Below are 19913 nucleotides of genomic sequence, written 5' to 3' on the forward strand. Positions count from 1 at the left end.
GTCTCACGAAGCGTGACGAAAAGGATACATTCCCGAATCATCTTTCGGTAGTCGTACGGTTACCGTTCGCCTAACGTATGTGGGGCTGATCTCTCCCCCGAGAGGAGCCCGGCATGTACACCAGTCCGCCCGCAGCGGACCCGACGGCCACTCCGCAGGTCCCCATCGGCGCGGCCATGCGGAACGCGACCCGATACATGGCGGTCGCGGCCTACCTCGATCCGTCGTTCCGTGAGACGGCGCTGCGCGAGCTCATCCGCAATCGGCACCGGGGCGTGGCGCCCTCGCACGGCGGCTTCGACGTGGTCCCGGTGTTGCGGCACTGCCTGCGCGCACGATCGTTCCTGCTCGCCCGGGAGATCGTCCTGACCGTCGTGCTCGCCGGCGGCCTTCTCCTGCTCCCCGAGGTCACGATCCAGTGGCTCGCCGTGGTGATCCCGTTCGCGCTGCTCACCCTGCGGCCGCTGCGCCGGCTCTCCCGCCCGTACAAGATCCTCGTCTGGTTCGTCATCTCGACGCTGGTGTCGATACCGGCCGCCTTCGCCGTCGTGGCCATCGCCACCGCACGGGCGATCAGCTCCTTCCTCGAAGGGGGCGCGCCGCCGAGCGGTGCCGCGCTGTCGCTGCAGTTGCTCCTCGTGGTGCTCCTGTCCCTCGGCGTGGCGGCCGGCTACCGCATCGCCGTGTTCCGCGTCATCGGCCGCGACCTGCGCCCCGGAGCGCCGCCACCGCCGCCCGGCCCGGCGGCCGACGCTGGGGCCGAACAGCGGCTGCGCTGGATCGGCGCGGCGCAGCACGGGAACGTCACGCTCTACTCCGGCCGCAACCCGTTCCTCGGAGCCGGCGACACGGCCCGGGCCTGGACCATCGCGGTCGAGCTGGACCGCACGCCGGGCCCGCGCGACGGCTCGGGGCCGGCGCGGCCGCTGGTCGAGATCGACCCGGTGGAGCTGCACACGTTCGTACGGGAACGGCTGGCGCAGATGAGCGCGCAGTCCCACCCGGCAGGCATCATCAACCTGCGCATCCGCGACCAGATCGTCGCCACCGGCCGCTTCAACCAGTTGCACGGCTGGAACGGCAAGGGCCCGGCGCTGCATCCACTGGTGGATCCCGGCCAGCTCTGCCCGTGGACGAACCTGCCGGAGCAGGTCGTCGCCGCGGTGATCCGTACCCCCCAGGCAGGCGCGCGGCACTACCAGCGGCTGGACATCAACTCCGAGGGCCCGCACGTCCTGGACCCGGCGGGCCGCACCGTCATCCCGGCCGTGGACCGGGGGACCTCCGTCACCGCGTTCGTGCACCTCGCGGTCGAGGGCCGCATGCTCTACACCGAGTTCGTCGTCACGGTTCTGCCGCCCGTGACCGGGGTGTACCGCTCGGTGGACGAGCTGCCGCTCTCCTCGCCCCCGCTCCTGGTCTACCACGCGCTGCGCGGGCGCTGGCTGTACCTGTTCCGCGACATCGTCGCCGCTCCGGTACGGCTGCTGCGCATGGCCTGGCAGGCGTTCCGGCACGCCATCGGCGTGGACGACCCGCGGGCGTACACCGCCTACGACTACGGGGCCCGGCTGAGCCTGCGCGAACTGGGCGCCTCCGAGCGGGCCGACACCCTCATCCAGGAGCTGGACACCTTCAAGTACACCAAGCTCGTCGAGGAGCGCCTGACCTCGGCCGTTCTCGACTTCCTGGAGGACAAGGGCGTCGACACCACCGCCTACCGGCGCCAGGCCACCGCGGTCTCGATCTCCAGTACGACCCACTACGAGTACAGCGGCAACTACCCGGGCGCGCAGTTCGGCGGCCCCGGCTCCCAGTTCGTCCAGAACGTGAACACGCAGCGGGGCGAGGCGAACTCATGACCTCCGACAAGGACAAGTACACCTACAGCGGAACGTTCACCGGCAGCCAGTTCGGCGGCCCTGGCTCCCACTTCACCCAGAACGTCAACACGGGCGGCCAGGGCGCCGACCCTGATCTGGTACGACTCCAGGCGCTGCTCACCGACCTGATGGCCCGCGTCGCAGTCCACTCCACTGAGATCGACCACCCTGAACGGGCCGGCCGCGACGCGGAGGAGATCCTCACCGAGGCCGCCCGGCCGGCGGCGGAGCGGGACACGGGCCGCCTCGCCGACGCCTTCCGCCGTCTGCGCGACCGCCTGCGCCCGATCGCCGATTTCGCCGACTCGCTCAGCAAACTCGCCGACCTCCTGACCAAGTTCCTCCCCTCCTGAACGAACCCGGAGCCGTGCACGCCGAACACCCCATCCATCGACCGCCAAATGGTTCGCCGGCGACCATCAATGCCGGATAGGAAGCTTGGCGTGCTGGCTATTTGCTCCTGAAGAAGTCTCCGGGGGTAGGTGCTTCCGACCTCGGCAGTACAGCGCTGGGCGGTCGGCCGGGCTGAGAATGACGTCGGGGTCATTTCCGCCGGAGGTGGGTGGCCGGTGCTGCGGGTCTGGGACAACAGATCGCGTCATGGGAGGCGCTGTTGCCGCGCTTCTGCCGGATTCCGCTGGACGGGCGGGTCCCGCGTTCCACCACCTTGATCAAACTGGTCCGGCTGGCGGCACCGGAGGTGTTCGAGCAGCTCAACACCGCGCTGGTGGGCAAGCTCGCCGAAGACAAACTGCTGCGAGGACGCATCATCACACCCGTTCCCAGCTGGCCTCCAGCGCGTGGCGGAGGGCGGTCAGCGCCGCGTCGCGACCGGCGAACGTCGCGGCCGGAGGAGGCGGCAGACCGTTCAACCCGGACGGAGCCGGCACGGGTTTGCCAACAGCCGCCGCCATAGTGTCACCTGCCTGACCTGGGGGCGCTCCCGCGCGATCGGGTGGGCGCGACCCTGGTCCGGCACTTCCTGGACCGCTGGGAGGCAGACGACGCCCTTCAGGTGCTGCTGCGCACCGGGGTGACCAACCAGGCCGCGGCCGAGCGCACCCGCGCCATCTTCGCCACCCAGCTCGCACCACTGATCACCGCCTTGGCGGACGACCCGACCGGCGAGGACGGCCGCGTGGCGACCCGGGCCGCGCTGGTGGCCTCCCAAATGCTCGGGATGGCCCTGTGCCGCTACATCCTGCGCTTCCCGCCGGCGGTCACCATGTCGGACGACGACATCGTCGCCTGGCTCGGCCCGGTCATCCAGCGCTATCTGACCGGCAGGGACCCGACGAACGGCCCGCTCTAGACGGAGCCCGCCGCCGCACGCCGGTCCGGCCCCGGGCGGGGCCGGTCGTGCCAAGGCCGGCGGGCACATAGGCCAACAGCTGTTGACATCGATGGCAGCGGCACCTACGGTATGCCTACAAGTGTTGACCAACAGATGTTGACAAACCTTTGGGAGGGCACCATGTCACCCACCGTCACCCATGCCGACGTCCTGGTCGTGGGCGCGGGACCGACCGGGCTGCTGCTGGCTGGGGATCTGGCCGAGGCGGGCCTGTCGGTCGTGCTCGTCGAGCGACGCCCGCACAAAGTCAGCAACCTGTCCCGGGCACTGGTGGTCCACGCCCGGGTGCTGGAGCAGTTCGACGCCCGCGGCATCGCCGACGACGTCGTGGCGGGCGGGCACCCCATCAGCCGGCTGGCTCTGTTTGAGGCGGCCCGGCTCAACCCTTCGCGGCTGCCCACCCGCTACCCGTTCGTCCTGTTCACCCCGCAGTACAAGGTGGAGAAGGTGCTGGAGCGCCGGGCCCGCGAGGCCGGGGTCACCTTCGTGTACGAGACCAAGGTCGTCGCGGTGGCGCAGGACGCGGACGGCGTCACGGCCCACACGCAGGACACCGGCGGGCAGCCGGGCACCACGTTCCGCGCGTCCTACCTGGTCGGCGCCGACGGGGTGCACAGCTCGATCCGGCCCGCGATCGGTCAGCCCTTTCCTGGTGACACGATCCTCAGCTCGCTGATCCTGGCCGACGTCAGGCTCGGCGAGGCACCGGACCGGCCCTTCGTCGTGAACGCCGTCTCGGACGGGTTCGCGCTGCTCACCGAGATGGGCGACGGCCTGTACCGGGTGACCGGCTGGAACCGGCGCCACCAGCTTCCCGACGACGCGCCGCTGGAGGCGGCCGAGGTCAAGGAACTGCTCCAGATGAACTTCGGGACTGACTACGGCATCACCGAGATCCCTTGGATGTCCCGGTTCCACAGCGACGAGCGGCAGGCCCCGGCCTACCGCGTCGGGCGGGTGTTCCTCGCCGGTGACGCCGCGCACGTGCACTCCCCAGCGGGCGCCATGGGCATGAACACCGGCCTCCAGGACGCCGCCAACCTGAGCTGGAAGCTGGTGGCCGTGCTGCGCGACGGCGCCGACGACAGGCTGCTGGACACCTATCAGGCCGAACGGCACGCCGTCGGCAAGCTGGTGCTGCGGATGAGCGGGACGCTGGTGCGGGCCGCCCTGCTGCGCGGGTTCGCCGCCCGGCTGCTGCGCCGCGCGGCCGGAACGGTCGTCAGCAACTTCGGTCCGCTGGCCGACAAGGCGGCGTCCATGGTCACCGGCATCGGCATCGCCTACAAGGCCCCGCGCGGCGCGCACAAGCTGACCGGACGGCGCGCCCCCGACGTGGAGCTGGCCGAGGGGCGGCTGAACGAGCTCCAGCGCGGTGGCAGGTTCGTGCTGATCACACCGGCCGGTCAGGACGCGGACGTGCCCGGCCACGTCGTCCACGCCCACTGGACCGGCGACCGACGCACCACGGCCCTCGTCCGTCCCGACGGCTACTTCGCCTGGGCCGCCGACCGCCCCGACGACGAGGGCCTCCGCACCGCCCTGGCTACCTGGGCGGGCACTGCCACCAAAGCGGCCTGAGGGTGTCAGGGCCCGGGCGCGGGGAGGTGGCGCTGGGTCATGGTGACAGGACTCCACTGGACCTCACGTTCCAGTCTCCAAGGTGTCCACGTTCAAGAGGGCGGCCCGATGACGAGCCGGGGGCTTGCACCGGCCAACACCTGGGAAGTCGGGGTGATTCGCGAACTTTGTGGTGGCACGGCATATCCAAGATCCCGTGACACTAATCGCTGGAGATCCGCTGCGGATCGGAGATTACTGGTTGGCCGGACGGCTGGGGGCGGGCGGCCAGGGTGTGGTCTACGAGGCCTACGACCGGACCGGGCGCCGGGTGGCGATCAAGATGCTGCACGGCGTCGACGTGGGCCTGCTCAAGCGGGAGGCCACCGCGGCCCAGCGGGTCTCCTCCTTCTGCACAGCGGCCGTGATCGAGGCCGACCTCACCGGACCGCGGCCGTACCTGGTCAGTGAGTACGTGGAGGGGCCCAGCCTCGGCTCCGCCGTACGGGACGGCAGAAGCTTCACCCCGGGAGAACTGCACCGGCTGGCGACCGGCGTCGCCACCGCGCTGACCGCGATCCATGACGCGGGCGTGATCCACAGGGACATGAAACCGGACAACGTCCTGCTCGGCCCCGACGGCCCCCGAGTGATCGACTTTGGTCTGGCACGGACGCTGGAGATGTCGCTGACCGCGACCGGGCTGATCTCGGGAACGCCCACGTACATGGCGCCAGAGGTGTTCACCGGCGAGCGGGCCGGGGCGCCCGCCGACGTGTTCGCGTGGGGCGGGATCATGCTGTTCGCCGCGACCGGCAAGGACCCGTTCAAGGCCGAGACGCTCGGCGCGGTCATGCACCAGGTCATGTCGGTCGAGCCGGATCTCACCTGCCTGCCGGAGTCGCTCCGCCCGCTGGTTCACGCCGCGCTGCGCAAGGACCCGCTGGAGCGGCCCACGGCCCGCGCCCTGTTGCTCGCCCTGATCAGCGGCGACGGGCAGCTCGACACGGCACGGCTGCTCGCCGAAGGCGGCCGTGCGTCACACCTCGCGACTCAGGCGCACGACCCCGGCCTCGGCCCGCTCGCCGAGGAGGCCTACGGCCTGCTCGCCCCGGCCGATCGCGAGCAGGCGGCGAAGGTGTTCCTGCGGCTGGTGACGGTGGACGAGGACGGAGAGCTGTCCATCCGGCGGGCCCGCCTGAGCGAGTTCACCGAAGCACAAGGAGTGCTTCGGGTCTTCGGCTACCTCCTGGACATCAGCGGCGATGAGGTACGGCTGGCCCGGCCGGCCCTGCCGCACGCGTGGCCCCGGCTGCGCCGCTGGATCGAGAGCAACAGGGACGGAATGGCCGCCCACCGGGAGATCCTTTCGGCAGCCCGGCGATGGGACGAGCGCGGTCGACGGGACGGTGACCTGTTCGCCGGGCAATCGCTGGACAACGCGCTGCAGTGGGCCGCCACCGGCCGCAAGGACATCTCGCTGGCCGGCTTCGAACGAGACTTCCTGGACGCGGGCGCCGCTCTGGGCCGCCGCAGGGCGCGCAGGGCCCGGCTGGTGTCGCTGAGCCTCGCCGTCCTGCTGGTTGTCTCGCTGGCCGCGACCGGTGTTGCGGTGTGGCAGGGCAAGCTGGCCGACGACCGGTTCCGCGCCGCAGAGGCGGCCAGGATCGCGGTGACCGCAGGAGCGATCCGCGCCACCGATCCCGAACTCGGCGGGCTGCTGAGCGTGGCCGCCTGGCGGCTCGACCCGACCGCGCAGACCCGCAAGGCCATGAACGGCTCCCTCGCCCAACGCGAGAGCGGCATGTTCCAGGATCCGGCCGCCCAACCCGGCACGATCCGCACCCTCAGCGCCGACAGCCGGACGCTGGTCAGCGTCAGCGACAACGAGGTGCGCCTGTGGGACGTGGCCGGCCGCCGCCAGATCGGCACGTGGAAGCTGGACGTCAAGGGCACGCCGATCGACATGGCGCTGAGCCCGTCCGGCGCAGTCCTCGTGCTCCTGACCAGCAGGGGCGTGCACGCCTGGGAGGCGAAGACAGGCAAGACCAGGCGAGCGTGGTCGTTCCGCCGCGCCATCGGCGGCGAGCAGTTCGATCTGGCCTCCGTCCGCTTCGGCACGGTCGACCGCTATGTGATGGTGCTGCAGGGAGAAGAGGTCTTCACCCTCTGGGACCTTCAGACAGGACGCACCGCGCAGCTCCCCGGCTACTGGAACGGCGCGATGACCCCAGACGGCTCGGCGATCTACATGCAGTACCGCAACACCAGGCGAATCGGCAGATTCGCACTGCCCAGCCTGAAACTCACCGGCACCAGGCCGGAGCAGGAGTCGTGCGACTCCTGCTCCGGCCCGCTGGCTGTCACCAAGGACGGCCGGCTGGTCGAAGCGCTACCGGGACGGCGGCTCGGCGTGGCCGACCTGAAGGACCCGACGGGCTTCTCGACCGACGAGTTGATCGGCATCGGCCCGACCCCGTGGAATCAGGGAAGCCTGATCTTCAGCCACGACCAGAAGCTGTTCGCTTCGGCGACAGACGACCAGATCCAGCTCTGGCGGGACGGCATGCTCCTCACCGCACTCACTGTCCGCTCCGCATCAGACCCTCACCAGTGGTCAGCCGGGGTGATGTCGCCGCAACCGCGATTCGACCCCGACGGGAAGACGCTGCGCTACCTCAGCGAGGACCGCGTGTTCTCCCTGGACTTCTCCGCGCTGGCCGCACCGGCCGACCCCGAATCCGACACGGCCGCCATCAGCCCCGGCGGCAAGCTCACAGTGGAACTGCTCAACACTGACTCGAGCACCGACGCCTACGTGCGGACGACGCAGAAGCGCGAGCTGCTCCTGCGTGACGGAGCCACAGGCGAGTTCGACTTCACCGGCGCCGCCTTCAGCCCGGACGGCAACGTGATCGCGCTGACCACCTTCGAGATCAACGAGACGCCGCGCGGCGACGTCGAGAACATCAGCCGCCTGCGCATCCACGACGCCGTGACCAGAAAGGAGATCAAGCGGCTCACCGTGAGCGACGTCGGCCAAGCGTTTCTGCGCGGCGTCAGTCCAGACGCCGGCAAGGTCGCGGTGGAAATCCACCTAGTGGACGACTCGACGAAGTCCACGCTCCAGCTCTGGGACTGGAAGGCCGGCCGCGCGCTGTGGTCGGTCAACCTCACCAGGCTGACCGACGTCGCCTTCAACCACGACGGGACTCGGCTCGCCGTGCTGGCGCAGGACCCGGACATCCTGGACGCCGCGACGGGCAAGCACGCAGGCCCGATGCTCCGCGCCATCGGCCGGGCGACCACCCTCACCCACGCCGCGTTCACCCGGACCGGCCTGCTCGTCACCGCGGACAGCCGGGGACGCCTGACCGTCTGGAACCAGGACGGCTCACCCAGAACGGTCATCACAGGCACACCCGGCACGCCCACGGCGCCGCTCGCCGTCTCTCCGACGGAGGACCTGGCCGCCCTGGTGGGCGGCGACGGCCAGGCCCGCCTCTACGACCTGACGCTGGGCCAGTCCATCGGCGCGGTTCCGGACGACGACCGCGGGGCCGTCCAGCGGGTGGCTTTCACGCCGGACGGCACCCGCCTGATCACCTTCGACCAGTTCAACGCGCGGCACGAGTACCCCGTGGCGCCATCGGCCGTGGCCGACGCCCTGTGCGGCCGGTTCGGCCGGACGCTCACCGAGCAGGAGTGGGCGGCCCACCTGCCGGACATCCCATCGGTGGAGGTGTGTCGGTGATGGGCGCGGCGCGGCCAGAGAGTTGACCTTCGAGAGCCTCACGGGAGGCGCGGGCCAGCGCGTGCCCAGGAATCGGTCGCCGGCACGGGAGCACCCTTCACCATGACCTGCATGGTGAGGGCGTCGGCGGCGCAGCAGCCGATCCGCATGCGCGTCAGGTGCCAGCCGTCGTCCCGGCCGGACGGCACGACGAAACCGGTCAGCCGGATCGACCGGGTCACGGCCGACCAGCGCCGCCAGATGCGCCTCCTCGGCCGCGCGGGCGCGGTAGGCCGGCGACGCAGGGAAATCGCAGCGCAGCCGGGGCTCGGGTCCGGGGTTCAGCTCACGCGGTGGAACGGCAGCCCGATGTTCTCCCCCTGCAGCAGCCTGTCGATCGACTGCTCCATCACCTTGCTGTCGTTCAGGTGCGGGAACGGCTCCTCGGCGGGGACGTCCACTCCGAGGAAGCGGCACAGCGGCTCCCACCCTTCCCGCACGTCGAACACCAGCAGCCGCTCGGGCGGCAGGCTTGCCTTCACCGTGGCCACGTGCCGCTCGAACGCCAGGAGGCTGTCCTTCTCGTCGAGAGGCTCGCCGAAGGCCCGCTCGCTGCCCAGCCCCTCCCGGATCATGCGCTCGAGCAGCGGGCGGGTGGTGTTCATGTTCTCGACCAGAGGGGCCATCTCCGGTGCGAGCTTGTCTGCCTGTAACCGCGCCGGCCCGTTGGCGATGAGCGCCTGCATGCTCGCGATCCAGGTGTGCGGGTCGCGTACCGTGAGGACCACCTTGGCCTGCGGGTAGGCGTCGGCCAGCTCGCGCCAGAAGAACGAGGCCGGCCAGTCCACGGCGGAACGGAACCCCTCGAGCACGTGGTCCCAGTCCGGCACCACGTCATGGCCGGCCAGCGGCGCCCACCGCCGGGCACGATCGGGATCGGACCCGACGTCGAACATGTGGTGGCAGGGCCCGAACCCCAGCCGCTCCAGCGCCGCCTTCATCGAACTCGTACCGGTGCGCGGGAAACCCGCGCCGATCACGGTCAGCATGGTGCTCCTCCATGGTGTCGGCTGCCCCGATCATGGTGCCGCGACCATGGCCCTGGCAATCCTCGCACTTCTACGGCTGCTTGCTCTCTCGTGCCCACAGGTCCTCCACGAGATCCACCCCCAAGGGCGTGGCATAGGCGACGGGGTAGACAGGCGCGAGTTGTCTAGTTGTCCCCTATTTTCCAACTGTCACTATAAAAACGCAGGTAGAATTGCCTTGTGTTAGCCGTGAAACGATGCGCCCGCTGCGAACAACAAGCCTGGTGACGAATTCCATCGGAACAAGGCTCTGTCCGACGGGCTTGCCGCCTATTGGCAAGCCATGCACTTCGATCGTCAAGCGGCGACTACGAAGCAATGCGCGATTTGCATGTCAGAGTCCTGCTGGTATTGATCCCCGAGAATCCATTTGCAGCCGCTGCGGCCGTAGTTGTAGTGCGGGGATGACTTGGAGCAACGGCGTGCAAGCCGCCATCCCCGCCGTTGCAGGTGTTCGTGTACAGACGGAACAGGCTGCCGCTGAAGCTGGTCCGGTCGCCGCTCCTGGGGCCATCGCCGCGTGGAGGTAGAGGGTACGTCCCCTGGCGGACCGAGCTTTATCGGTACCTTTCGAGCAGAGAGTGGAATGGCCTCTGCCGTGCCCTGGTGATGACTTTGACTGGCATACTTGCGATACATTTCAGGTACATGACCTGAGTATTCCGGCCGTGTACCGTCGGGTGCTTTGCTCTTCCGCGGGAACCTCGGCACAGTGGAGGCAATGATGATGGCCATCCGTCGGTTCGGTCCGCGCCACACCGGAGTGATCGCTCTCGCGATCGCGACGGCCGCGCTCGGTGCGGTCACCTTCACCGGCCACGCACACGCGACGGCGGCGATCGGTGCGGTCACCTTCGCCGGCCACGCACAAGCGGGCTACTATTGGGTCGGGCCGTTCAACTCGCTCAACGCCTGCAAACGGGAGCGACCCAAGTACAAGTCGTCGTGGACCACGCCGGGGCCGTGCTTGTATTACACGGTTAACCCTCCAGGTTCCGGGATCTGGCAATTCAAGGTGACCACGCGGTATTGACCCACGCTCTTCGCACGTGAGCATGGCCTGAGAGTGGCGATACCAGATGGAGAAGCAGGGTACTCGACAAGGAGCCTCCCAGGTCCGCAGCGTCATCAGGTGAGGACGCTGCACCCGTTCAGCCAAGCAAAGCCGGGTGACCAGGCATATTCCCTGCATATTTCACGGTGCTACCGACGCGTGCACCATCACTCCTGTGAACCCTGGCCCCGGGAGCGCTCGCGTCACAGGGATTCGAGCATGACGAATCGTCGTTAGAGGCCATAGGCGCTCCGGAGGCTGATCTCCGTTCGAGGGAAGCCTGACCCGCCCCGGTGTGATCGGAAGGCCCATTGTCATAAGAGATGACAACATCCGGCACCCCGGCGCCACCTGTGACGTAATCACCACCTTCGAAAATGTCCACTACCGGGCCGATGACGAGTGCTGCTGGAGCGGGCGAGGCACTGTCCTGCGCGGGACGTTCCCATTCGGGACCTGACGCTCAGACAGCGCCCTCCGCACCATCTCTTGCAGTTCTCGTCTCGGTCCTCGTGCGTTCCCACTGATCGCAAAGGAGTTTCCCATGAACACATACATGAGGGTCGCCCTCGTGGCAACGGTCGCCGCAGGATCCATGCTCGTCGGAGCGCTGCCGGCACAGGCCGCGAACCGCGACAACTGCCGCGGACAGGTCGCCGGCATCACCACCAGCGGCTCTGCCATCGTCGCCACGTACGTCGTCGTATGCAACCGAGTCCAGGACCGCATCATCGTCTCGGCAGACGTCAACCGCCACAGCACCCCGATGACGACCAAGCGCCAGACGAAGACCTGTAACAACACCACCAGGTGTAGCGTCCATCCCCGGATTTCCAATCCCACCGGCAGGCAGCTGTTCTCCGGAGCGGTCTTCGCTGCGATCGCCGCTCGAGGTAGCTACATAGCGGGATGCGGGTATGTGGAAAGCGTGCTGCGCGGAGGCCTGGCCCTCGACGCGATCATGACCTGTAGATCCGCGGACGAGTCTCACTGACCAGCTCGCTCGTGGACGTCACGCTGAGGGCTCGGCTCTGTCCGGGCCGATGGGTGCTCAGCACCAGGAAACGGTTGGAAGAACTGGGCCGCCGCCGCTGGGTCAGGGCGTACTCGATGGCGTCGAGCTTGGCGTCGAAGTCCGGGTCGGGTGAGTCTTTCCAGGTCTTGGTGCGCTGGAAGGTGATCTCGCTGCGGTTCAGCAGGGTGCGTAGCGCCTCCCGGCCGAGCGTGAAGGCGCGGCCGGGCAGGCGGTGCAGGTAGTCGAGGAGTTTGCGGATGGACCAGGGGGTGAGGGGCTGGCCGAGCTTGGCGGGACGGGTGGTGGCCGTCTGCGTGACGAGGTCTTCGTCGTCAGGACTGAGCAGGCGGGGACGGCCTCCCTCCCATTAGGGTCCAGGCAGGCCAGCCCGATCTCGTTGAAGCGGTGGATCACATCGCGCACGGTGTCCTCATCGGCCTGCACCAGCCGGGCGATGACCGGGACGGTGTTACCGCCGGCCGAGGCCAGCAGGATCATCGCCCGCCGATGACGGACCGTGCTCATCGTGCCGCGCCGCACGATCCGCTGCAGCTTCTGCCCTTCCCGATTCGTGAGCCTGCGGACCCTGACCGGTTGCGTCACCTGACCTTCCGAGCGCTGATCGAACATGATCAGCCGGCAGGACCGTCCCGCACGCCAACCCAGTGATCGTTTCCGGTCACAGCACTACATGAAGGGCGGCCGAGGAGCGCCGCGACAGCGGGATCCCGCGCACGTACACCGGTCGTCACGTACCTCAGGACGGCACTCAGTAGCGCCGCGATCGGGGTGAGTCCGAGTCGGTGCACGACCGGGGACTCACGACACCGGCACGAGAGCCCACTGCTGTTCGGGCAGGTTCTGGTCCGGCCACTGGATGACCTGCGCCCCGTCGGCGGCCGAGCCCTGCGCGACGCTCAGCAGCTTCCCGCTGTGCCTGGCGCGGATCTTGTAGTACGAGCCTGACGGTTCGAGGGTGAACGCCTGGTCGAAGGCGAGGTTCTGCACCCACAGCGCGGCGTTGGCGGCGTCGGCCGTGCTCCCCTGCCAGATGGACACGGCCCGGCCGCTGTTGCGGTTGAGCAGCGTCCGGTAGCCGCCGCCGGTGTCGGTGACGTGCCAGTGCTGGTTGTGGCCGCCGTTGTCCGCCCACTGCACGAGGTTCGTGCCGTCGGCCAGGCTGGCGGTGTAGGCGTCCAGGAGCTTGCCGCTGCGTCGGTTGACCAGCTTGTAGTAGGGCCCGGCGGAACGTCCGAAGTCGATGTCGGCGTGGCGGAGGGTGTCGAACCCGACGGCGATCAGCACTCGGCCGGTGCGCGGGACGTAGGTCAGGTTGCGGAAGTAGCCCCCTTCGATGGTGGTGTGCTGCCGGGTCCACGCGCCGGTGCTGCTGCCGCTCGGGTTGGTCCAGACGTCTCCGCTGCCCGCGGCGTTGTAGAGCAGCCGCCCGTCGGGAAGCCGGATGATGACCGGGCTACCGCCCGTGGTGAGCGCGGGCGAGCCGGAGGCGACCGGGAGTGCGGTGATGTTCGATCCCGCCGCCCCGCCGACGGAGAAGAAGGTCAGCGGGTTCGAGGAGATCTTGTAGCGGACGTTGTCGCCGCCGCCGAAGTACTCGTACGTCATCATCCACTGGCCATCGGTGGTCTGCACCACGTTGGGCATGCCCGGGCGTCCGCCGCCGATCTGGCTGACGCCGCCCACGTTCTGGGTGAGGCCGGCGACGTCCAGCACGGGTGCGCTCCACGAGCTGGTGCTGGTGCCGTTCCAGGTTCGGTGCGCGATGACCTGCCCGAAGGAGTCACCCGCCGTGGCGTTGTCCCCTCGCATGGTCAGGACGCCCGTCGACGGGTGGTAGCCGGTGTAGTCGTTCTCGTCGGAGTAGTAGGCGACGAGCTCGTTGTCGTACACCATCAGGAACGGCTCCCAGACGGGGTCGACCTGCCGGTAGGTGTTGGCGCGCGCGATGCGCTGACCGATGGCGCCGGCGCTGCCGCCCTGCCAGCCGCCCGTGGTGATGATGTTGAGGAAGCTCCAGGACGCGCCCTGGTCCGTGCTCGCGTAGAGGGCGATCGCCATGTCGCGACGGTCGCCGTCGTTCGTCGGCACCCAGTTCGGGTCCGCGGCCTTCTGCTCGGTGTAGTAGACATCCTCGCCCGTCACCACGGTCGACAGCAGCAGCGTGCCCGCGGCGAGGCTGCCCACGTTCTGGGGCAGGACGTAGAAGTACGGGCTCGCCCAGTTGCTGGTGTACTTCGCGTACGCGGGATTGTTCGACATGTACGCCGGCGCCCGCACGTCCGAAAGCCACTGCCAGGTCGTGCCGTCGTCGTCGCTCTTGTACACCGGGATGACCTGGCCCACGGCCGTGCCCGACGGGCCGAGAGTCGCCTTCTCGAACCCGGCGACCAGCCGCCCGCCCGGCAGCGCCGCCGCCTTGGGGACCGCCACACAGTTGCCGTAGCCCTTGGTGCACCGGGCGTTGCCGGGCAACTGGTAGAGCGTGCCGGGTGTCGGGCTGACGGCCTGGGCGGGCAGGGCCGTCAGGATCAGCAGCAAGGCCGCTAATCCGGCGATCAGAGTCCTTGTCCTTGTGTTCATCGTGCCTCCTATTCGGGGGGGTGAGCAGGCAGTTCAGGAGATGAGCACGCGCACGTCCCAGGGGCAGAGCTCCACGGTCGTGCCCTCGGGGACCGGAGCGCCGTCGAGCGCGTCGGTCAGGTCGGCCGGGGCCTGGACGCGGGCGGGTTCCCAGCTCCAGTTGTGCACCACGTGGACGCGGCGGCGGTCGGGGGACGTACCGGTCGTGACGGTGACGGAGGCGGGCAGGTCGTGCCAGCCGCTCGCCGGGACGGGCGCCAGCCACAGGGCCAGAGCGCGGGCGAGGTCGCGGCCGGGCACGGTGCCGACGCAGGTCACGTGGCCCTGTCCGTGGCGGCGGGTCGTGACCGCCGGCCAGCGGCCGAAGTGCGGGTGGTCGTAGGTGGCGAGCACGTCGGCGTCGAGGACGGTGAGACCGTCCGCCCACCGCGTCGCGCTCGCGCCGGAGGAGAGGTCGAGCGGGCCGCCGGGAGCGCCGTGCAGCGGGAGGTCGCGCGTGAGGTTGCTGAACTCGTCGTAGCGCACGCCGGCCGCGGCTACCAGGCGCGCGGGCGCCGGTTCGTGCCGGGCGCGGGCTTCGTGGTCGGCGTACGCGGTACGCGGGCCGATCACCAGGTGGCCGCCCGCGTACGCGTAGGTGGCGAGCCAGTCGATCGTCGCGTCGTCCGCGAGGTACAACGCCGGGGCCAGCAGGACCGGATGGCGTCGTACGGCCTCCTCGGGCGCCATGCCGGTCCGCTCGCCGTCGGGGTCCTGCAACTGGCGGGCGTGCAGGATGCGCACCTGGCGGCCGGCGTCGAAGGCGCCGCGGTAGAAGGGGTCGAAGATGCGGTCGTAGGAGGCCGGGTCGGGTTCGCCGTCGGGGGTCGCCAGCGGCGGGTGCTTCTGCATGAGCCACTTGCTCGGCGTCGAGTAGATCATGGCGATGTCGGCGTCCGGCTCCAGCCCCGCGACCAGCGGGCCGGCGGCCTCGAACTCGGCGCCCAGGCGGGCCAGTTCGGCATAGGTGCGGCCGGGCAGGCCGCTGTGCGGCAGGACGCCGCCCCAGTAGGTCTCCGCACCGAAGCGCAGGGTCTGCCACTGCCAGTACTCGATCATGCGGGCGCCGCGGGCGACGTGCGCCCAGGCGGCCTGGCGCCACTGGCCGTCGTAGGCGGGACGGTTGTCCCAGGCGAAGCCGATGGAGCTCGCGTTGGTCTCGGTGACCAGGAACGGCGCCTGACGTGAGGCGAACATCCAGTCGGCGGTCCGGTACATCGCCCACACCCCGGTGGTCTTCCACCTCTGCTCGTGCCCGTCCGGAGTGAGGTCGGGCAGCGCGAGGCCGTCCTGCATGTCGTAGTACGGGTTGCCCGCGGCGATGTCGAGCCGCTCGGCGAGCCGGTCGTCCTGAACGCCCTGCCGGGTGTAGGAGATGCAGGTGGTGACGAACTGCTCGGGGCGGGCGTATTCGCGGACGATGCCGGCCTGCCAGGCGATGAACTCGGTGACCTGGTCGGCCTGGAACTGCCGCCAGGCGAGGTCGTACTGGGGCTGGGCGTTGCCGTCTGGTGTCCACAGGTCCGCCCAGGTGGACAGGCGGTGGGACCAGTAGACCAGCCCCCATTCGCGGTTGAGGGTCTCCACGTCGCCGTACCGTTCGCGCAGGTGGTCGGCGAAGCGCTGGAAGACGCCGTGGTTGTGCAGCAGGTGCAGGCCGGGTTCGTTGTCGACCTGGAAGCCGATGACCGCGGGGTGGCCGGCGTACCTGGCGGCGATCTTGCGGATGACGCGTTCGGCGTGGAAGCGGAAGGCGGGATGGGTGAAGTCGACCTCCTGCCTGGCGCCCCAGCCGATACGCCGCCCGGTGGCGTCCTCGCCGGTGATCTCCGGGTACTGCCTGGCCAGCCACGGCGGCACCGCGTAGGTCGGGGTGCCCAGGATGACGGAGATGCCACGTTCGTGGGCGCCGTCGAGCACCGGCTGCAGCCAGTCGAGGTCGAACCGGCCGTTGTCGGGCTCCCAGGTGGACCAGACCGACTCGCCGACGCGGATCACGGTGAAACGTGCCCCTGCCATCAGGTCCAGGTCGCTCTTGAGCCGCTCGTCAGGCTGGAGGCCGGGATCGTAGGCGGGCTCGTACTCGTGGTAGTAGGCGGCGCCGAAGAGCACGCTGGCGGGCCGGTTGGCCATTGGGGGAAACCTCCGGAAAGGGATGGACGGCGTCACTGCTTGACGCCGCCGGTGGTCAGCCCGCTCTGCCAGTAGCGCTGCAGCAGCAGGAAGGCCACGACGAGGGGCGCGACGGACAACAAGGACCCGGTCACGACGAGTGCGAGCATGTCGCTGTTGGCGCCGGAGCCGCCGCCGACGGCTTGCGACGCCCAGGAGGCGAGGCCGACGGTGATCGGGTACAGGTTCGGGTCGTTGAGCATGATGAGCGGCAGAAAGTAGTTGTTCCAGGTGGAGACCAGCGTGAAGAGCACGACCGTCACCAGGCCGGGTGCGAGCAGCCGCAGCACGATCTTGAAGAAGATCGCCGCCTCGCCCGCCCCGTCGATGCGGGCGGCCTCCAGGATGCTGTCCGGGACCGCGTCCTGGGCGTAGATGCGCATGAGGTAGAGGCCGAAGGGGCTCACCAGCGACGGCAGGATGATCGCCCACGGCGTGTTGACCAGGTCCGCCTTCGCGAACAGCAGGTAGGTGGGGATGGCCAGGGCGGTGGCCGGCACCATGATGGCGCCGAGCACCAGGTTGAAGGCGGCGCGGTCGCCGCGGAAGCGGAACTTGGCGAAGCCGTACCCGGCCGAGGCCGCGAGCAGCGCGGCCCCGGCGGCGCTGACCACGGCGTAGACGACGGTGTTGAGCAGCCAGCGCGCGAAGACGCCGTCGTCGTGGGTGAAGGTCGCCTGGATGTTGGCCAGGAGTTGCGGGGCGCGGGAGAACCACAGGCCGAAGGTGGTGAACAGGTCCTGGGTGCTCTTGGTCGAGGCGACCACGAGCCAGAACAGCGGCAGCAGGAAGTAGGCCAGCGCGGCCAGCATGGCGATCGTCAGCGGAGTGCTGCGCCGCTGGACCGGCGACTTGTGCGGCGGTGTCCGGCGGTGGGTCACCGGGGTGCGGGAGGCGACCCGGGTCAGGGTGGTCACGGGGTCCTCCTGCGGTTGGCGGTGAGCAGGACGGCGTAGGAGACGATCACGATGACCAGCCCCAGCAGGAACGACACCGCGGCCGCGTAGTTGATCTGCTGGCTGGTGAAAGCCAGGGAGTAGGCGTACAGGTTGGCCGTGTAGGCGCTGTCGATGACGTCCGGGGCCAGGCGCTGCAGCAGGTTCGGCTCGTTGAACAGCTGGAAGCTGCCGATCACGGAGAAGACCAGGGCCAGCAGCAGCGCCGGGCGCAGCGCGGGCAGCTTGACGCTCCAGGCGATCCGCCAGGCCCCCGCGCCGTCCATCGCGGCCGCCTCGTACAACTCCTGGGGTACGGCACGCAGCGCGGCGTACAGCAGGATCATGTTGTAGCCGACGAACTCCCAGGTCACGATGTTGGCCAGGCTGGGCAGCATCCAGTCGTCGCTGAGGAAGCGCGGCACCGGCAGGCCCAGGGCGCTGCTGAGCTGGGCGAACGGGCCGTAGTCCGCGCCGTACAGGTAGCCCCACATGAGTGAGGCGACCACGCTGGGCACCGCGTACGGGACGAAGATGCCCAGCCGCACCACGCGGGCCAGCCGCATCAGGCCGCTGTCGAGCGCGAGCGCGAACAGCAGCGCCAGCAGCAGCATCACCGGGACCTGGATCACGAAGAACGCCGCCACCCGCGCCACCCCCTCGAGCAGGAGCGGGTCTTGGAGCGCGGTGAGGTAGTTCTCCAGCCCGACGAACGTGGTCCCGCCGATGAGCCGGTTCTGGAACAGACTCAGGTAGGCGGCATAGCCGAGCGGAGCCAGGAACAACACCAGGAACAGCACCAGGAACGGGGCGACGAACAGCGGCCCCGCCCCGCCGGTGCGCAGGCGGCGCCGCGGACGGGGCGGCCCCTTGGGGGAGGCCGCGGTCATGGCAGTCATCGTGGGGATCTTTCTGCAGTAGGAGGTCTGTCCCGGCGGGGCCGCGGGCCGTGACCGGACCCTGGCCCGCCGGTGGTCACTGGGCCTGGACGGTGAAGCCCTGGCTCCTGGCGAAGGTGGTGATCCGGGTCTGCCACTGCTCCAGGGCGGCGACGGTGTCGGTCTTGGCCGACAGGGACTTGCCGACGGTCTCGGTCCAGTCCGTCACCACCCGGTCCAGGAATGGCGGCCACTGGAAGGAGGGGCCGACCGTGCCGCTGATGTCGGCGAACACCTGGTTCACCTGCTGCCCGCCGTAGAAGGCGGGCTTGTCGCCGACGAAGTCGGGGTCGGCGAGCAGCGCCTTGGTCGCCGGGAAGAAGAACTGCTTGGTCGCGAACATCTTCGCGCTTTCCGGATCGCTGTTGAGGAACTGCGCGAACTGCGCCGCCGCGATCGGGTTCTTCGTGGTCTTGACGACCGCGCTGGTCGAGCCGCCCCAGTTGCCCGACACGGGCTTGGCGGTGTCCCATTGGGGGAGCGGGGCCGCCCGCCACTTGCCCGCCGTGGACTTGGCCGAGCCGGACAGGAACACCGGTCCCCAGGCGGCGGTGATCCAGGTGGCGTACTTGCCCTTGTTCAGCGCCGAGAACCATGAGTCGGTGAAGTCCGGCTCGACGCCGATGACCCCCTCCTTGGCCAGGCCGCCCCAGTACGCGGCGAGCTTCTTGGACGGCTCGTCGTTGACCTTGATGGTGATATCGCTCTTGTTAGCGCTCACATACGGCTTCGCCCCTGCCTGCCAGAGCAGGCCGTGCCAGGCGGCCGCCTCGTTCGCGGCGAGGTTGGTCAGGTAGACCTCCGGGTCGGCGGCGTGCAGCTTGCGGGCCGCGGCGGCGAACTCGTCCCAGGTCTTCGGCACGTCGATGCCGTGCTCGTCGAAGATGTCCTGCCGGTACAGCATGCCCATCGGCCCGGTGTCCTGCGGGATCGCCCAGACCTCGCCCTTCGGGCCGCTCACCTGACCCCACGTCCAGTCGACGAACGTGTCCTTCAGCGCCGACGCGCCGTACGGGCGCAGATCCAGCAGGCTGTCGGTGATCGTGAACGTCGGGATGTACTGGTATTCCATCTGCACCACATCGGGCGCGCCCGTGCCGGCCTGCAGTGCCGTGCGCAGCTTGGTGTACTGCGGCACGCCCTGGCCGGCGTTGACGACCTTGACGTCGATGGCCGGGTACTTCTTCTCGAACAGCGCGACCTCCTGCTCGATGTCCGGAACCCACGTCCAGAACGTCAGCTCGGTCGGCGTCGACATCGCCTTGTCGATCTCGGCCTGGCCCACCGCCTTGCTCGCGGCGGCGGGCGGGGAGGAGTCACCGCCGCCGCCGGTGCCGCCGCTGGCGCCGCAGGCGGCCAGCGCCACGCTCAACGACGTCGCGGCGGCCATGGAGAGAAGGGCTCGACGGCTGTATAGGGACATGGATGAACTCCCATCGATGGGGCCGGGGGGTGATCGGTGCGCCCGGCGCCGGGCGCGAAAGTCCAAGCTGAGCTCCCGGTCAATGCCGCCCGGGACGTGGCGGCTACCGTATGACCGC

Annotated in this window: 14 protein-coding genes and 2 pseudogenes; 8 read left to right on the plus strand and 8 right to left on the minus strand. The window is 69.4% G+C overall.

Annotated elements, in window-relative coordinates; translation table 11 throughout:
* The first annotated feature begins 113 nt into the window (after positions 1-113).
* From AB0I79_RS33825 to AB0I79_RS33850, 6 genes and pseudogenes are all read left to right on the plus strand, one after another.
* Positions 114-1862: a hypothetical protein gene (locus AB0I79_RS33825; protein ID WP_357881813.1), complete on the plus strand. Its 1749-nt coding sequence runs from the start codon at positions 114-116 to the stop codon at positions 1860-1862.
* Positions 1859-2236: a hypothetical protein gene (locus AB0I79_RS33830; protein ID WP_357881815.1), complete on the plus strand. Its 378-nt coding sequence runs from the start codon at positions 1859-1861 to the stop codon at positions 2234-2236. Before AB0I79_RS33825 ends, AB0I79_RS33830 begins: the two co-directional genes overlap by 4 nt.
* A gap of 266 nt (positions 2237-2502) precedes the next feature.
* Positions 2503-2643 (plus strand): annotated as a pseudogene (locus AB0I79_RS33835) (ISNCY family transposase); the annotation flags it as partial.
* Positions 2644-2838: 195 nt separating this feature from the next.
* On the plus strand, positions 2839-3195 hold the full coding sequence (locus AB0I79_RS33840; RefSeq protein WP_357881818.1) for a hypothetical protein: 357 nt from the start codon (positions 2839-2841) through the stop codon (positions 3193-3195).
* 162 nt (positions 3196-3357) lie between these two features.
* Complete coding sequence (locus AB0I79_RS33845; RefSeq protein ID WP_357881821.1) at positions 3358-4818, plus strand: FAD-dependent monooxygenase; 1461 nt, start codon at positions 3358-3360, stop codon at positions 4816-4818.
* Between the two features lie 196 nt (positions 4819-5014).
* On the plus strand, positions 5015-8551 hold the full coding sequence (locus tag AB0I79_RS33850; RefSeq protein ID WP_357881824.1) for a serine/threonine-protein kinase: 3537 nt from the start codon (positions 5015-5017) through the stop codon (positions 8549-8551).
* Between the two features lie 38 nt (positions 8552-8589).
* Here the strand turns inward: AB0I79_RS33850 and AB0I79_RS33855 are convergent, their stop codons facing one another.
* Together AB0I79_RS33855 and AB0I79_RS33860 are read right to left on the minus strand one after the other, a co-directional pair.
* A complete protein-coding gene (locus AB0I79_RS33855; RefSeq protein ID WP_357881826.1) occupies positions 8590-8772 on the minus strand; it encodes a hypothetical protein in 183 nt (60 codons plus the stop codon).
* Between the two features lie 99 nt (positions 8773-8871).
* Positions 8872-9579 carry a sulfotransferase family protein gene (locus AB0I79_RS33860; protein WP_357881828.1) on the minus strand — a complete coding sequence of 236 codons (708 nt, stop codon included), beginning with the start codon at positions 9577-9579 and terminating at the stop codon, positions 8872-8874.
* A 760-nt stretch (positions 9580-10339) separates the two neighbouring features.
* Between AB0I79_RS33860 and AB0I79_RS33865 the strand changes: the two genes are divergently transcribed.
* Together AB0I79_RS33865 and AB0I79_RS33870 are read left to right on the plus strand one after the other, a co-directional pair.
* The gene (locus AB0I79_RS33865; protein WP_357881831.1) at positions 10340-10651 is read left to right on the plus strand and encodes a hypothetical protein; all 312 of its coding nucleotides are present in this window, start codon (positions 10340-10342) and stop codon (positions 10649-10651) included.
* A gap of 565 nt (positions 10652-11216) precedes the next feature.
* Positions 11217-11666: a hypothetical protein gene (locus AB0I79_RS33870; RefSeq protein WP_357881834.1), complete on the plus strand. Its 450-nt coding sequence runs from the start codon at positions 11217-11219 to the stop codon at positions 11664-11666.
* Between the two features lie 112 nt (positions 11667-11778).
* On the opposite strand, the pseudogene AB0I79_RS33875 reads toward AB0I79_RS33870, so the two are convergent.
* The 6 genes and pseudogenes from AB0I79_RS33875 to AB0I79_RS33900 form a co-directional block, all read right to left on the minus strand.
* Positions 11779-12290, minus strand: a pseudogene (locus tag AB0I79_RS33875) (helix-turn-helix domain-containing protein); the annotation flags it as partial.
* A 216-nt stretch (positions 12291-12506) separates the two neighbouring features.
* On the minus strand, positions 12507-14288 hold the full coding sequence (locus AB0I79_RS33880) for an RICIN domain-containing protein (protein WP_357881836.1): 1782 nt from the start codon (positions 14286-14288) through the stop codon (positions 12507-12509).
* Positions 14289-14321: 33 nt separating this feature from the next.
* Positions 14322-16460 carry a beta-galactosidase gene (locus AB0I79_RS33885; RefSeq protein ID WP_357881839.1) on the minus strand — a complete coding sequence of 713 codons (2139 nt, stop codon included), beginning with the start codon at positions 16458-16460 and terminating at the stop codon, positions 14322-14324.
* A 32-nt stretch (positions 16461-16492) separates the two neighbouring features.
* On the minus strand, positions 16493-17416 hold the full coding sequence (locus tag AB0I79_RS33890; RefSeq protein ID WP_357881842.1) for a carbohydrate ABC transporter permease: 924 nt from the start codon (positions 17414-17416) through the stop codon (positions 16493-16495).
* Complete coding sequence (locus tag AB0I79_RS33895) at positions 17413-18333, minus strand: sugar ABC transporter permease (RefSeq protein WP_357881845.1); 921 nt, start codon at positions 18331-18333, stop codon at positions 17413-17415. Before AB0I79_RS33895 ends, AB0I79_RS33890 begins: the two co-directional genes overlap by 4 nt.
* 76 nt (positions 18334-18409) lie before the next feature.
* The gene (locus AB0I79_RS33900; protein WP_357881848.1) at positions 18410-19795 is read right to left on the minus strand and encodes an extracellular solute-binding protein; all 1386 of its coding nucleotides are present in this window, start codon (positions 19793-19795) and stop codon (positions 18410-18412) included.
* Positions 19796-19913: the final 118 nt, after the last annotated feature.

This window comes from Nonomuraea sp. NPDC050202 (assembly GCF_040656115.1).
Taxonomy (GTDB): Bacteria; Actinomycetota; Actinomycetes; order Streptosporangiales; family Streptosporangiaceae; genus Nonomuraea.

Excerpts from the sequence above, each read along its gene's own strand:
- AB0I79_RS33825 (WP_357881813.1), top strand. The coding sequence starts at position 114 with ATGTACACCAGTCCGCCCGCAGCGGACCCGACGGCCACTCCGCAGGTC.
- AB0I79_RS33830 (WP_357881815.1), top strand. The coding sequence starts at position 1,859 with ATGACCTCCGACAAGGACAAGTACACCTACAGCGGAACGTTCACCGGC.
- AB0I79_RS33845 (WP_357881821.1), top strand. The coding sequence starts at position 3,358 with ATGTCACCCACCGTCACCCATGCCGACGTCCTGGTCGTGGGCGCGGGA.
- AB0I79_RS33860 (WP_357881828.1), bottom strand. The coding sequence starts at position 9,579 with ATGCTGACCGTGATCGGCGCGGGTTTCCCGCGCACCGGTACGAGTTCG.
- AB0I79_RS33865 (WP_357881831.1), top strand. The coding sequence starts at position 10,340 with ATGATGATGGCCATCCGTCGGTTCGGTCCGCGCCACACCGGAGTGATC.
- AB0I79_RS33870 (WP_357881834.1), top strand. The coding sequence starts at position 11,217 with ATGAACACATACATGAGGGTCGCCCTCGTGGCAACGGTCGCCGCAGGA.
- AB0I79_RS33880 (WP_357881836.1), bottom strand. The coding sequence starts at position 14,288 with ATGAACACAAGGACAAGGACTCTGATCGCCGGATTAGCGGCCTTGCTG.
- AB0I79_RS33885 (WP_357881839.1), bottom strand. The coding sequence starts at position 16,460 with ATGGCCAACCGGCCCGCCAGCGTGCTCTTCGGCGCCGCCTACTACCAC.
- AB0I79_RS33895 (WP_357881845.1), bottom strand. The coding sequence starts at position 18,333 with ATGACTGCCATGACCGCGGCCTCCCCCAAGGGGCCGCCCCGTCCGCGG.
- AB0I79_RS33900 (WP_357881848.1), bottom strand. The coding sequence starts at position 19,795 with ATGTCCCTATACAGCCGTCGAGCCCTTCTCTCCATGGCCGCCGCGACG.